Source organism: Klebsiella sp. 141162 (assembly GCF_050600755.1).
GTDB classification, from domain to species: domain Bacteria; phylum Pseudomonadota; class Gammaproteobacteria; order Enterobacterales; family Enterobacteriaceae; genus Klebsiella; species Klebsiella aerogenes.
This window is the reverse complement of the sequence record NZ_JAQIRI010000006.1, coordinates 101,856-116,210: the sequence shown is the minus strand read 5'-3', so window position 1 is coordinate 116,210 and position 14,355 is coordinate 101,856. Positions and strand designations below refer to the sequence as shown.

At 57.7% G+C, this 14,355-nt stretch carries 11 protein-coding genes; 8 read left to right on the top strand and 3 right to left on the bottom strand.

Annotated elements, in window-relative coordinates; translation table 11 throughout:
* Positions 1-170 precede the first annotated feature (170 nt).
* The 4 genes from PGR23_RS17130 to PGR23_RS17115 all read left to right on the top strand — a co-directional run bounded on the left by PGR23_RS17130 (position 171) and on the right by PGR23_RS17115 (position 5,097).
* Positions 171-1,412, top strand: a complete 1,242-nt coding sequence (locus tag PGR23_RS17130; RefSeq protein ID WP_045373827.1) for an MFS transporter — start codon at positions 171-173, stop codon at positions 1,410-1,412.
* Between the two features lie 18 nt (positions 1,413-1,430).
* Positions 1,431-2,861: a glycoside hydrolase family 32 protein gene (locus PGR23_RS17125; RefSeq protein ID WP_396279437.1), complete on the top strand. Its 1,431-nt coding sequence runs from the start codon at positions 1,431-1,433 to the stop codon at positions 2,859-2,861.
* A 108-nt stretch (positions 2,862-2,969) separates the two neighbouring features.
* Entirely contained in the window at positions 2,970-4,325 is a 1,356-nt protein-coding gene (locus PGR23_RS17120; protein WP_396279438.1) for a carbohydrate porin, read from the top strand.
* A gap of 79 nt (positions 4,326-4,404) precedes the next feature.
* Positions 4,405-5,097 carry an aspartate/glutamate racemase gene (locus PGR23_RS17115; RefSeq protein ID WP_396279439.1) on the top strand — a complete coding sequence of 231 codons (693 nt, stop codon included), beginning with the start codon at positions 4,405-4,407 and terminating at the stop codon, positions 5,095-5,097.
* On the opposite strand, the gene PGR23_RS17110 is transcribed toward PGR23_RS17115, so the two are convergent.
* Positions 5,084-6,010 carry a LysR family transcriptional regulator gene (locus PGR23_RS17110; protein WP_045396671.1) on the bottom strand — a complete coding sequence of 309 codons (927 nt, stop codon included), beginning with the start codon at positions 6,008-6,010 and terminating at the stop codon, positions 5,084-5,086. The genes PGR23_RS17115 and PGR23_RS17110 overlap by 14 nt on opposite strands.
* Positions 6,011-6,146: 136 nt before the next feature.
* Between PGR23_RS17110 and lysA the strand changes: the two genes are divergently transcribed.
* The gene (gene lysA / locus PGR23_RS17105) at positions 6,147-7,409 is read left to right on the top strand and encodes a diaminopimelate decarboxylase (RefSeq protein ID WP_396279440.1); all 1,263 of its coding nucleotides are present in this window, start codon (positions 6,147-6,149) and stop codon (positions 7,407-7,409) included.
* Here lysA and PGR23_RS17100 read toward each other — a convergent pair.
* Complete coding sequence (locus PGR23_RS17100) at positions 7,402-8,403, bottom strand: LacI family DNA-binding transcriptional regulator (RefSeq protein WP_161801907.1); 1,002 nt, start codon at positions 8,401-8,403, stop codon at positions 7,402-7,404. The two genes, lysA and PGR23_RS17100, sit on opposite strands and share 8 nt — an antisense overlap.
* A 196-nt stretch (positions 8,404-8,599) precedes the next feature.
* On the opposite strand from PGR23_RS17100, the gene PGR23_RS17095 reads away from it, so the two are divergent.
* Positions 8,600-9,079 (top strand): GNAT family N-acetyltransferase, encoded by a 480-nt coding sequence (locus PGR23_RS17095; RefSeq protein ID WP_047078960.1) that lies wholly within the window; start codon positions 8,600-8,602, stop codon positions 9,077-9,079.
* On the opposite strand, the gene galR is transcribed toward PGR23_RS17095, so the two are convergent.
* Positions 9,040-10,056 (bottom strand): HTH-type transcriptional regulator GalR, encoded by a 1,017-nt coding sequence (galR, locus tag PGR23_RS17090; RefSeq protein ID WP_047065280.1) that lies wholly within the window; start codon positions 10,054-10,056, stop codon positions 9,040-9,042. The genes PGR23_RS17095 and galR overlap by 40 nt on opposite strands.
* Before the next feature lie 621 nt (positions 10,057-10,677).
* Between galR and aas the strand changes: the two genes are divergently transcribed.
* Positions 10,678-12,837: a bifunctional acyl-ACP--phospholipid O-acyltransferase/long-chain-fatty-acid--ACP ligase gene (gene aas / locus PGR23_RS17085; RefSeq protein WP_045396698.1), complete on the top strand. Its 2,160-nt coding sequence runs from the start codon at positions 10,678-10,680 to the stop codon at positions 12,835-12,837.
* Positions 12,830-14,023, top strand: coding sequence for a lysophospholipid transporter LplT (gene lplT / locus PGR23_RS17080; RefSeq protein WP_045396702.1), 1,194 nt, complete (start codon positions 12,830-12,832; stop codon positions 14,021-14,023). The genes aas and lplT overlap by 8 nt, the downstream gene beginning before the upstream one ends.
* The last annotated feature ends 332 nt before the right edge of the window (positions 14,024-14,355 follow it).

Genomic DNA, 14,355 nt, shown 5'->3' with positions numbered 1-14,355 from the left:
GTCTATCCCAGCCCGATGGTGAAGCATGGCGAGGAATAGTTGATCGCGATCGCATCTCCATTATGTTAACGTTAACTTTTGTGATTAACATCATGAATCGTCACAAAACCAGATGAGAGTTGTTTTTTGTTAACGTTACCATTCGCGCATTACTCCAACACGAGAATGTCATGATGAAGACGCATCACTCTCACAGCTACCCCTTACTCAGTGCCTTACTGTTTTTCTTTTTTGTTACCTGGTCTTCTTCCGGCTCGCTGCTTTCCATCTGGCTACATCAGGAAGTGGGGCTGAAAGCCGGGGATACCGGCATTATCTACGCGGTGCTGTCGGTCTCGGCGCTATTCGCCCAGATTTGCTACGGTTTTATCCAGGATAAACTGGGGCTGCGCAAAAATTTACTTTGGTATATCACGGTCTTACTGATCCTTTCTGGCCCCGCCTATCTGCTGTTTGGCTATCTGCTCAAAATCAACGTGCTACTCGGCAGTATTTTTGGCGGCATCTACATCGGCCTGACCTTTAACGGCGGCATTGGCGTGCTGGAGTCCTATACCGAGCGCGTGGCGCGGCAAAGCCAGTTTGAATTCGGCAAAGCGCGGATGTGGGGATCGCTGGGCTGGGCGGTGGCGACCTTTTTCGCCGGGCTGCTGTTTAACATAAACCCACAGCTGAACTTCGCCGTCGCCAGCTGTTCCGGTCTGGTTTTCTTCATGCTGCTGGCGCGGCTTAAGGTCTCTTCAGCGCCGCACGCCATGCAGGAGGCGGTCAGTGGCGGTAAAGTCACGCTGGAAGACGCGCTGCGCCTGCTGACGCTGCCGCGTTTCTGGGCGCTGGTATTTTTCGTCGTCGGCACCTGTATTTACGGCGTTTACGACCAGCAGTTCCCGGTCTACTTCTCTTCGCAGTTCGCCACGCTGCATGAAGGGAACGCCATGTATGGCTATCTCAACTCCTTCCAGGTGTTCCTTGAAGCGGCGGGGATGTTCTGCGCCCCGTGGCTGGTCAACCGCATCGGCGCGAAAAACGGCCTGATCTTCGCCGGCATGGTGATGGCGATGCGCATGGTGGCCTCCGGGCTGGTGGAAGGCCCGGTTCTGATCTCGATTACGAAACTGCTGCACGCCGTGGAATTGCCGGTGCTGCTGGTTTCTATCTTCAAATACAACAGCCTGAACTTTGATAAACGCCTTTCATCCACCCTGTATCTGGTGGGTTTCGCCTGCACCAGTTCGGTTATCGCCACCGTCCTGTCGCCGCTGGCGGGCTATAGCTATGAAAAATACGGCTTCGCCGACTCCTATCTGATCATGGGACTGCTGGTGTTCTGCACCACCTTCATCTCCATCTTCCTGCTGCGATCCAATAAGGCCTCTTCGGATTCGCTCATGTCGCAGCCATCCACTATCTGACTGAAAAGAGAAATGAATATGATGTATTCCATTAGTAACGCGGAGCGGGAACTGCAGGCGAAAAGCGTGGATCTCAACCCGCGCTGGTATCCGCGTTATCACCTGGCTGCCCGTGCCGGCTGGATCAACGACCCCAACGGGCTGGTATGGTTCGACGGCTGGTACCACGCGTTTTATCAGCACCACCCGTATTCAAATGAGTGGGGGCCGATGCACTGGGGCCACGCGCGCAGCAAGGACCTTGTGCATTGGGAACACCTGCCGGTGGCGCTGGCGCCGGAAGGGCAGGAAGATAAAGACGGCTGTTTCTCCGGCTCGGCGGTGGTTGATGGCGATACGCTGGCGCTCATCTACACCGGCCATAAATTTCATGGCGATCCCGCTGATGAAAATAATCTGTACCAGGTGCAGTGTCTGGCGACCAGCCGCGACGGCATCCATTTTGAGCGCCAGGGGATGGTCATTGATACCCCGCCGGGGATGCACCATTTTCGCGACCCGAAAGTATGGCGTGAAGGTGAAAGCTGGTACATGGTGGTCGGCGCGCGGGTAGACGACGTCGGTCAGGTGCGGTTGTACCGTTCTGACGACCTGCGCCACTGGCAGGATGCCGGTATTCTTGCCCAGGCCGAAGCGGGGATGGGCTACATGTGGGAGTGCCCGGATTTCTTTGAACTCGATGGCAAGCGGGTGCTGATGTTCTCGCCGCAGGGGATGGCCGCGGACGGCTTTGCCCGGCGCAATTTATTCCAGAGCGGCTATCTGCTGGGGGACTGGCAGCCGGGGCAAACTTTCGTCCGCGAAGAGGCGTTTGTCGAACTCGACAGCGGCCACGATTTCTATGCGCCGCAAAGCTTCCTCACCCCTGATGGCCGACGGATTGTTATCGGCTGGCTGGACATGTGGGAGTCGCCGCTGCCGGAGCAGCAGGACGGCTGGGCCGGTATGCTGTCGCTGCCGCGCGAGTTAAGCCTCGGCGCGAATAATCGGTTACTGATGCGTCCGGCAAAAGAGGTGGAAGGCCTGCGCCGCGACTGGTTCCCGTGGCCGGTCAGTTCGTTGAAGAATCAGCAGCTGACGATGGTAGAGCGCTGCGAAACCATGGAGGTCAACCTGCATTGGGATACGGCCAATAGCGGCGCCGAGCAGTACGGTTTGAGCTTTGGCGAAGGGTTGAAGGTATATGTCGACAATCAGATGCAGCGGCTGGTACTGGAGCGCCGCTATCCGCAATATGGTTTGTGCGGCACCCGCAGCGTTCCGTTACCCACCGGTTCGGCGCTGAAGCTGCGGTTATTTTTCGATAGCTCATCCGTTGAGGTTTTCGTCAATGACGGCGAAGCCTGCCTCAGCAGCCGTATTTATCCTGACGCGCAGCACAGAGAATTAGTTTTATTTTCCTGGAGCGGTAGCGCGGCATTAATTGATGGCGGAGCATGGGAGCTCTAATTAAATAGTAATTAACCCGAATAACCCGTTAGCAATCGCCGGCGGGTTTTCAATATTTACCGAAAAAATAAAACAATACATTTAATATATAATAAGCAGGGTCTAACGATGAATAAAATCTGGGTTGGATGTCTTATCTCGTCTTTATTTATTCCCGCCGCTGGCGCAGAGCCAACGCTTTCGCTTGAGGAGCGCCTGGCGCAGATGGAGCAGCGCTTAAAAGCCACCGAGCAGCGGGCGCAAAACGCCGAGGCGGAAATCCGCGAATTGAAGCAGCAGGAGCGCACGACGGCTAAAAGCAGCGCGCCAGCGCCCGCGACGGTTGCCGCGCCCGCGCTGGCGGTGAATAAAGATGTCGATTTAAAATTTTACGGTGATGTTGAATTTAATATGGATGGCGCCAGCCGAACCGGCAGCCTGACCTCGGTAAAAACCAGCGCGAATAAGAACTGGGCGCCGGGGGATAAAGAACGCTGGGATATCAATGGGCGTATTTTGTTAGGGTTCGATGGCTTACGTAAAGGCGCGAATGGTAAATATTCCGGCTTTAGCGTACAGCCGCTGGCGGATATGACCGGGAAAATGAATCTTGATGATGCCGTATTTTTCTTTGGTCAGGAAAATGACTGGAAAATAAAAGTGGGGCGCTTTGAAGCCTACGATATGTTCCCGCTGAATCAGGATACGTTTATTGAATATTCTGGTAATACCGCCAACGATCTCTATAGCGACGGTTACGGTTATATCTACATGATGAAAGAGGGGCGCGGGCGTAGCAGCAGCGGCGGTAATTTCCTGCTGAGCAAATATCTCGATAACTGGTACTTTGAGCTCAACACGCTGGTGGAAGACGGCAGCTCGTTATTCGTCGATCAAAACTATCACGGCAACGCGCTCGAAAATCATAAAAACGTGGTCTATGTGCGGCCGGTGGCGGCCTGGCAATCCGGCCCGTGGTCAGTGGCGGCGGCGGTTGAGAGCAACCTGGTGAACAATGCCTATGGCTATCAAAACCAGCATGGACGCTGGGTCGATCAGTCCAACCGTACCGGCTACGGACTGACCATGAGCTGGAATACGCTGAAAACCGATGCCGAGGATGGCATGGTGGTGAACCTCAGCACCGCTTATCTGGATGCGGCGGATGAAGAGGATTTCAGCGCCGGTATCAACGCGCTGTGGCATCGCGTCGAGCTGGGATATATCTACGCGCACAACAAAATCGACCAGTTTAATATGGCGGGCGTCAGCGGCGAGTGCGATGGCGACTGCGCGATTCTGACGCCGGGCCGCTATGACATCCACACGATCCATGCCTCCTGGCAACTGCCGAATATCATGGATATGCCGAACTTTAATATTTATCTCGGCGCCTATGCCTCATGGCTGGATTCGTCGGCCCAGCAGAGCGGGAACGACGACGAACGCTACGGCGCGCGCGTGCGCTTTAAATATTTCTTCTGATGTGGTCGCCGCCCAACAGCAACAGTGGAAAGTTATCGGCAGGTTTGCTTCACTGGAGCAAACCATAAAGGAGCAGATAATGAAAACCATCGGCCTGCTGGGCGGCATGAGCTGGGAATCCACCATTCCCTATTACCGGTTAATTAATGAAGGCATTAAAGCGCGGCTCGGCGGCCTGCATTCCGCCAGCCTGTTGCTACATAGTGTTGATTTTCATGAGATTGAAGCCTGCCAGTCGGCAGGGGAGTGGGAGCGCACCGGCGAGATCCTCGCCGCGGCGGCGCTGGGGCTACAGCAGGCCGGCGCCGAGGGCATCGTGCTGTGCACCAACACCATGCATAAAGTGGCTGAGGCGATTGAAGCCCGCTGCGAAGTGCCGTTCCTGCATATCGCCGACGCCACCGGGCGGGCGATCAGCGCTAAAGGCCAGCGTCGGGTCGCGTTATTGGGCACCCGCTACACCATGGAGCAGGATTTTTATCGCGGCCGTCTGCAGCAGCAGTTTGCCATTGAGACGCTGATCCCGCAGGCCGACGATCGGGCGCGCATCAATCAAATTATTTTTGATGAGCTGTGCCTCGGCACCTTTAGCGACGCCTCGCGCGACTATTATCTGCAGGTCATCGAGGCGCTGGCGGCGCAGGGGGCGGAAGGCGTTATCTTCGGCTGCACCGAAATCGGCCTGTTGGTACCGGAAACGAGTAGCCCGCTGCCGGTATTTGATACCGCGGCGATCCATGCCGCCGACGCGGTGGAATTTATGCTCTCTTAAGTACCGCCGCCAGCGGCTGTTCGATACGCGGCAGGCTGGTTTGCAGATGCTGAACAAAGGCGTCGACCAGCGCGGAACCGGGGCGATGTAGCGGGCGGATTAGGCTGACGGTAAAGGGCACATCGACGCTGAAGCGCCGCACCACCACGCCGCTCTCAGCGTAGTCGAGGGCGGTGAGCGGGTTGACCACCGAAATGCCCGCTCCGGCGCGCACCAGCGCGCAGATCGACGCCGCGCTGTGGGTTTCAACCACCATCCGTCGTTTCACCTGGTGCTCCATAAACAGCGCATCAAGCAGCTGGCGGTAGCTGTCGGTGCGCGACAGGCTGATATAGTTTTCGCCGTGGAAGTCGGCGGGGGTGAGTTCGGTTTTCGCGGCCAGCGGGTGATCCAGCGGCAGGACGCAGACCTCATTTAAGGTCAGCAGCGGCGTGCGCTCGGTGCCGGCCGGCGTATGCAGCGTTTCCGTTAACCCTAAATCGTGGCGCTGGGCGGACAGCCACTCCTCCAGCAGCGGCGACTCCTGCGGCACGATCTGCAGGCTGACGTCCGGATAGCGCGCGAGGAACGGCTGCAGCAGCAGCGGCAGAAATGACTGCGAAAAGACCGGCAGACAGGCTACCGACAGCTCCCCCTGGCGGAATTCGCGCAGGCTTTCCGCGGCGCTAACGATGCGATCCAGCCCGTACCATGAACGCTGTACTTCTTCAAACAGTCGCAGCCCTTGCACCGTCGGCTGCAGACGGCCGCGGGCGCGCTCAAACAGCTTTAAGCCGAGTACTTTCTCAAAACGCGCCAGCTCACGGCTGACCGTCGGCTGCGAGGTGTGCAGCATCCGCGCCGCTTCGGTCAGGTTGCCGGTGGTCATCACCGCGTGGAAAATCTCGATATGGCGTAAGTTGACGGCTGGCATGGGCGGCTCCCGGTTAGCATCAGATAGCCATATCATTTTTGCATAGACTCGCGATAAAACGATATTTTTTATTCTCTTCACGCTGTGGCGTAATCGAAAAAAACATCGACAAACACACGTACGCACCGGAGTCCTTATGCCACGCTCGCTGAACGCCACCGATACCGATCTGACCACCGACAATCTACTGCGCCTGCCCGCTGAGTTTGGCTGCCCGGTATGGGTCTATGACGCGCAGATTATCCGCCGCCAGATTGCCCAACTTAGCCAGTTTGACGTGGTGCGTTTTGCGCAGAAGGCCTGCTCCAATATTCATATTCTGCGTCTGATGCGCGAGCAGGGCGTGAAGGTGGATTCGGTGTCGCTTGGCGAGATCGAACGCGCGCTGGCGGCAGGCTACGACCCCGTGCAGCATCCGGACGATATCGTCTTTACCGCCGATCTGATCGATCGCGCGACTCTTGAGCGAGTGAAAGCGTTACAGATCCCGGTAAATGCCGGATCCGTGGATATGCTTAGCCAGCTGGGCGAAGTCTCGCCGGGCCACCGCGTCTGGCTGCGCGTCAACCCGGGATTTGGTCATGGCCACAGCCAGAAGACCAATACCGGCGGCGAAAACAGCAAACACGGTATCTGGTACAGCCAACTGCCGCAAGCGCTGGAGGTGATTCGCCGCCATTCGCTGCAGCTGGTCGGTATCCATATGCATATTGGCTCCGGCGTTGATTACGGCCATCTTGAGCAAGTATGCGGCGCGATGGTGCGCCAGGTGGTGGAGTTTGGCCAGGATCTACAGGCGATCTCCGCCGGCGGCGGTTTATCGATCCCCTATCACGAAGGCGAAGAGGCGATCGATACCGATCACTACTTTGGCCTGTGGAATGCCGCGCGCGAGCAGATCGCCAAACATCTGGGGCATCCGATAAAGCTGGAGATCGAACCGGGGCGTTTCCTGGTGGCGGAGTCCGGCGTGCTGGTATCGCAGGTGCGTAGCGTGAAAGAGATGGGTAGCCGCCACTTCGTGCTGATCGATGCCGGCTTTAACGATCTGATGCGCCCGGCCATGTACGGCAGCTATCATCATATTACCGCGCTGGCGGCGGACGGGCGCGACCTGAGCGGCGAACCACAGCTGGAAACCGTCGTCGCTGGGCCGCTGTGCGAATCCGGCGACGTCTTTACCCAGCAGGAGGGCGGTAAAGTGGAAACTCGCCTGCTGCCGGCGGTCGCGCCAGGGGATTACCTGGTACTGCACGACACCGGCGCCTACGGCGCATCGATGTCTTCAAACTACAACAGCCGCCCGTTGCTGCCGGAAGTGCTGTTTGATAACGGCAGCGCGCGCCTGATTCGCCGCCGCCAGACCATTGAAGAACTGCTGGCGCTGGAGCTTATTTAAAGAACGGCCCCGTCGTCACCGATTCACGCAGCACCAGCGTGCCGGTGAACGGCGGGATGGTTTCGATCGGCTGTTCGTTGGCAAGCTTAATCGCCTGGTCGATGGCGGTGGTGATCATATTGTCGATCGGCAGGTAGACCGTCGATAATCCCGGCTCCAGCCATTTTGCGCTGGGTGCGTCGTCAAAGCCGAAGAGCGACACGTCCTGCGGAATGCGTAACCCCGCCTGATGCAGCGCTTTCGAGGCCCCCAACGCCATATCATCGTTACAGGAGAACAGCGCGCTAAACGGCGTTTTCTCTTCTAATAATTCCCGACATAGCTCATAACCGCGGGTCATCGTCGAATCGCCGTACTTTACCCGCGCCGGTTCCCACGCAATTCCGTGCTTTTCCAGCGCGCTGCGGTAGCCCGCCAGGCGCGCTTTACCCGTTGGGGTGTGCATCGGCACGGTCAGGCAGGCGATATCGCGGTGCCCCTGGGAGATCAGATAGTCGACGGCCTGAAACGCCGCTTCTTGCTGTTCGAAGAACACGCAGCGTTCCCGCGCCTGGCTGACATCGCGGTTAATCACTACCAGCGGCGTTTCGATGGACTCGATAAGCGACATGATTTTTTGTTCGCTCATATGGCGGGTGTAGAGCACGATGGCGTCGCACTGGCGGTCGGCCAACATTTGCACCGCTTCTTCTTCCCGCTCGGGCGCATCGTGGCCATCGGTGACGATAAGCTGCTTGCCCCAGGCTTCCGTTTGACGCGACGCCTGTTGCAGCAAGCGGCCAAAATAGAAACCGTCGAATGTCGATACCACCAGGCCAATGCTATTGCTGGTGCGATTCGCCAGCGAGCGGGCAAGAAAATTGGGCCGGTAGCCCAACTCTTCCATCGCTTTGAAGACCTGTTGGCGGGTACTCTCTTTTACCTGACCTGTGCCGTTCAACACGCGGGAAACCGTCGCTTTCGAGACGCCTGCGCGTATTGAGACATCCAGCATTGTTGCCATTCGTCGATTCCTGATAACCCGTGATAGGGCGCAGTTTACCACAGTCATTCAGAGGGATATGAGCCTGACGACGGCAAAGACTATCGCGATCACGCTTTTTGCGGAAATCCTGTTGAAGGCATTTTCCGACCCTTGATGCGCGGGCGGGCGCGGCGCGCTAGAATTCATCGATTCACAGGGGGTAAAAATGCAGATTCAACCGTTGTACGCCGCGCCGCAGCATGCGCCGCTGGTGGCGGAGTGGCTATGGCAGGCTTTTGCCGACGATGCCTTACCGCAGGCGTTTTTTAGCAGTATTGTTGAACATAGCCAAACGCCAGGGGCGCTGCCGCTGACCTTTATCGCCACCGAAGGCGAGGCGCTATTGGGGACCATAGGGCTGTGGCGTTGCGATTTGATAAGCCGTCAGGATCTATTCCCCTGGATGGCGGCGCTGTTTGTCGCCGAAACGGCGCGCGGGCAGGGGTTGGCCGGTAAGCTGCAGCAGCACGTTATCGACTATGCCCGCCAGTGCGGTTATTCACAGCTTTATCTCTATTCCGCCTGCCGCGACTTTTACGAACGCTTTGGCTGGCGCTATATCGGCGAGGGGCTGGATTACCCGGCCACCGCCGTGAACCTCTACCGCTACGACTTGTCACTTTCCGCGGGCGTTATCACCGAGTGACGGCGCACCAGCGTCGGGCTGAAGAGGTGGGTGATTTCCGGCGCCGGGCGCTGTTCCGCCAATGCCAGGGCCAGCTCCGCCGCCTGGGTCGCCATGGTGACGATCGGATAACGCACGGTGGTCAGGCGGGGGCGCACGTAGCGCGAGATCAGTACGTCATCGAAGCCAATCAGCGAAATTTCCTGCGGCACCTCGATACCATTGTCGTTGAGCACCCCCATTGCGCCGGCGGCCATTGAATCGTTGTAACAGGCGACGGCGGTAAAGTTTCTGCCGCGGCCTAATAGCTCGGTCATCGCCAGCTCGCCGCCGCTTTCGTCAGGCTCGGCGAAGGTGACCAGCCGGTCATTGACGGGCAGGCCGCTCTCTTTCAGGGCATCGTAATAACCTTGCAGCCGGTCTTCGGCATCGGAAATCGCGTGGTTGGAGCAAATATAGCCAATGCGGCTGTGGCCCTGCTGAATCAGATGGCGGGTCGCCAGCCAGGCGCCGTAGCGGTCGTCAAGCGCCACGCTGCGCTGCTCGAAACCGGGAACGATGCGGTTGATCAACACCATGCCGGGGATCTGTTTCATCAGCCCTGCCAGCTCGTCGTCGGGGATCATTTTAGCGTGTACCACCAGCGCCGCGCAGCGGTGGCGAATGAGTTGTTCAATCGCCTGACGTTCCTTTTGCACGTTGTGGTAGCCGTTGCCGATAAGCAGAAAATTACCGGTGCCGTAGGCCACCTGTTCGACGGCTTTGACCATCGCGCCGAAGAAGGGATCGGAAACGTCGCCCACCACCAGGCCGATGGTTTCCGTCGACTGCTGCGCCAGCGCGCGGGCGTTGGCGTTGGGGTGGTAGTTCAGCGTTTCCATCGCCGCCGTTACCGACTGACGAGAGGCTTCACTCGCTTTTGGCGAGTTGTTGATAACGCGTGAGACGGTAGCGACGGACACTCCAGCGAGTCGGGCTACATCCTTAATTGTCGCCATACCGGACCTTTTTTAGGGTAAGCGTTTACATAATAGTTATGTTACGGGAAAGCGCAGCAGATTCAAGGCTACAGCTATTCTGGTTGATACAAATGTGACGCAGACGGAGATTAGCGGTGACAAAGTTACACAGCACAATGCGTGGGATGCAACGATGAAAAGAGAATTCTCATCTTTGCTTACACTTTGCGATTAGCTGTTGCGAATGTTCGCTGGTTTCGTTGAGTGATGCATTGATACTCTGGCTATCCCAGAGGTATTGATAGGTGGAGTCAACGTCACGTTGACCACTTAATTACACCAACCTGCGCAGATGCGCAGGTTTTTTTTTGCCTGTCATTCAGCCTGTTACAGACAGCGAAAATCGCAATACCTGGTTGCACTTAGGCTCATTCCCTTGCGTTTTCGCGCTGGCGCGGTCGTGGGTAAAAACGCGACAATCAGGGTCCCAGAGGTATTGATTGGTGAGTTTCTTAAGTACGCACTTCGTACTGATTATCTTGCACCGACCTGCGCGGATGCGCAGGTTTTTTTTATTCTGAATTTTCTTCCCCCACACTGCTTTTCCCCGCCTTCTCATGTAACCTGCTCGGAATACTAAATCAGCCACGCGGAGTCGTTATGCTGTTGGGATTTTTTCGATTACTGTTCAAAGGATTGTACCGGGTACGATTGACCGGAGACACTCAGGCGCTTTATCAGGAAAAAGTATTAATTACGCCAAATCATGTCTCATTTCTCGACGGTATTTTACTGGCGCTCTTTCTGCCCGTTCGGCCGGTGTTTGCGGTCTATACCTCGATTAGCCAGCGCTGGTTTATGCGGGCGCTGACGCCGCTTATCGACTTTGTGCCGCTGGACCCCACCAAACCGATGTCAATTAAGCATCTGGTGCGCCTGATTGAGCAGGGGCGTCCGGTCGTTATCTTCCCGGAAGGGCGTATTTCGGTGAGCGGTTCGCTGATGAAAATCTATGACGGCGCGGCGTTTGTGGCGGCGAAGTCGAAAGCGACTATTGTGCCGCTGCGAATTGAAGGCGCCGAACTTACGCCGTTCAGCCGCCTGAAGGGGCTGGTAAAACGCCGCCTGTTCCCGCGTATTCAGCTCCATTTACTGCCGCCGACGCATCTGCCGATGCCGGAAGCGCCGCGCGCCCGCGATCGGCGAAAAATCGCCGGCGAAATGCTGCACCAGATTATGATGGAAGCGCGTATGGCCGTGCGTCCGCGTGAAACGTTGTATGAGTCGCTACTGGCGGCGCAGGACCGCTTTGGCGCGCGCAAAAACTGCGTGGAAGATATTAATTTCCAGCCGGATACCTACCGTAAACTGTTGACCAAAACGCTGTTCGTGGCGCGTATTCTGGAAAAATACAGCGCGCAGGGCGAGAAAATCGGCCTGATGCTGCCTAACGCCGGTATTAGCGCGGCGGTGATTTTCGGCGCGATTGCCCGCGGGCGTATCCCGGCAATGATGAACTATACCGCCGGCGTCAAAGGGCTCACTAGCGCGATTACCGCCGCGGAAATCAAAACCATTTTTACTTCCCGTACCTTCCTCGATAAGGGCAAGCTCTGGCACCTGCCGGAGCAGCTGACTCAGGTGCGCTGGGTGTTTCTGGAAGATCTGAAAGGCGATGTCACTACCGCCGACAAGCTGTGGATTTTTAGCCATCTGCTGGCGCCGCGTCTGGCGCAGGTCAAGCAGCAGCCGGAAGATGCGGCGATGATCCTCTTTACCTCCGGCTCGGAGGGGAATCCAAAAGGGGTGGTGCATAGCCATAAAAGCCTGCTGGCTAACGTGGAACAGATTAAAACCATCGCCGACTTTACCGCCAACGATCGCTTTATGTCGGCACTGCCGCTGTTCCACTCCTTCGGCCTGACGGTCGGCCTGCTGACGCCGCTGTTTACCGGCGCGGAAGTGTTCCTCTATCCAAGCCCGCTGCACTATCGGGTGGTGCCGGAGCTGGTCTACGATCGTAACTGTACCGTGTTGTTCGGCACCTCAACCTTCCTCGCCAACTATGCCCGCTTTGCCAACCCGTATGATTTTTATCGTCTGCGCTATGTGGTGGCAGGGGCGGAAAAACTGCAGGACAGTACCAAACAGCTGTGGCAGGACAAATTCGGCCTGCGCATCCTTGAAGGCTACGGCGTGACCGAATGCGCGCCGGTGGTCTCCATCAACGTTCCGATGGCGGCGAAAGTCGGCACCGTCGGACGCATTCTTCCGGGGATGGATGCCCGATTGCTGGCGATGCCCGGCATCGAACAGGGAGGCCGACTGCAGTTAAAAGGGCCTAACATCATGAAAGGCTATTTGCGGGTAGAAAACCCCGGCGTGCTGGAAGCGCCGACGGCGGAAAACCAGTACGGTGAAGTGGAGAGCGGCTGGTACGACACCGGCGATATCGTCGTCTTTGACGAGCAGGGATACGTGCGTATCCAGGGCCGCGCCAAACGCTTCGCCAAAATCGCCGGCGAAATGGTCTCGCTGGAGATGGTCGAGCAGGTCGCTTTGGCGGTCTCGCCGGACAAAATGCACGCCACGGCCATTAAGCAGGACGCCAGCAAAGGCGAGGCGCTGGTGCTGTTTACCACCGATAATGAACTCAATCGCGAAAAGCTGCTGCGCTACGCACGTGAACATGGCGTACCGGAACTGGCGGTGCCGCGCGATATTCGCTGGCTGAAACAGCTGCCGGTGCTGGGTAGCGGCAAGCCAGACTTTGTCACCCTGAAAGGTATGGTAGAAGAGGCGGAACATTCAAATGAGTGAGTCAGTGCACACTAACGCTTCACTGTACTCGAAAGGGATGATGGCGGTGATCTGCGCCCAGTTCCTGTCGGCCTTCGGCGATAATGCGCTGCTGTTCGCCACCCTGGCGCTGATGAAGCAGCTCTACTATCCGGAGTGGAGCCAGCCGGTATTGCAGATGTTGTTTGTGGGCGCTTACATTCTCTTTGCGCCGTTTGTCGGGCAGTTTGCCGACAGCTTCGCCAAAGGCCGGGTAATGATGGTCGCTAACGGACTGAAGCTGCTCGGCGCCGGGTGCATTTGCTTTGGCGTCAATCCGTTTATCGGCTATACGCTGGTGGGGATCGGCGCGGCGGCCTATTCGCCGGCGAAATACGGTATTCTCGGCGAGCTGACCACCGGCGATAAGTTAGTGAAGGCTAACGGGCTGATGGAGTCGTCGACCATCGCGGCGATCCTGCTGGGGTCGATGGCGGGCGGCATTCTTGCGGACTGGCACGTGCTGGCGGCGCTTATCGTTTGTGCGCTGGTTTATGGCGGCGCAGTGGTCGCTAACCTGTGGATCCCGAAGCTACCGGCCGCCCGTCCTGGACAGTCGTGGCGTTTCCGGCCGATGACCCAAAGCTTTTTCAGCGCCTGTAAAACGCTGTGGCGTAATAGCGAAACGCGTTTTTCATTGATGGGCACCAGCTTGTTCTGGGGGGCGGGGGTGACGCTGCGCTTCCTGCTGGTGATTTGGGTGCCGGTGGCGCTTGGGATCACCAGCAACGCAATGCCGACCTACCTCAATGCGATGGTCGCCGTCGGGATTGTAGTTGGCGCAGGCGCAGCGGCGAAGCTGGTAACGCTGGAAACCGTCTCGCGCTGTATGCCTGCCGGGATATTGATTGGCGTCGCGGTGATAGTCTTCGCGGTGCAGCAGTCGCTACTGCCAGCATTTGGCCTACTGCTGCTGCTCGGTGTATGCGGCGGCTTCTTTATCGTGCCGCTGAACGCGCTGCTGCAGGAACGCGGGAAACATACCGTTGGCGCAGGCAACGCCATTGCGGTGCAGAACCTCGGTGAAAACGTGGCGATGCTGCTAATGCTGGGGCTGTACTCGCTGGCGGTCAGCGTTGGGATCCCGCCGGTTGGCGTGGGGATAGGGTTTGGCGCGGTCTTTGCGCTAGCCATTGCCGCGTTGTGGTGGTGGGGACGGCGTAAATAATCCCCGGCTTGCGCTACGCTTAGCCGGGCTACCGAACTACCGAATGTCGCTGGTGGTGTAGCCCGGATAAGGCGCCAGCCGCTATCCGGGACTCCCCCCGGCTTGCGCTACGCTTAGCCGGGCTACCGAACTACCGAATGTCGCGGGTTGTGTAGCCCGGATAAGGCGCCAGCCGCTATCCGGGACACCCCCCGGCTTGCGCTACGCTTAGCCGGGCTACCGAACTACCGAAGGTCGCGGGTTGTGTAGCCCGGATAAGGCGCCAGCCGCTATCCGGGACTCCCCCCGGCTTGCGCTACGCTTAGCCGGGCTACCGAACTACCGAATATCGC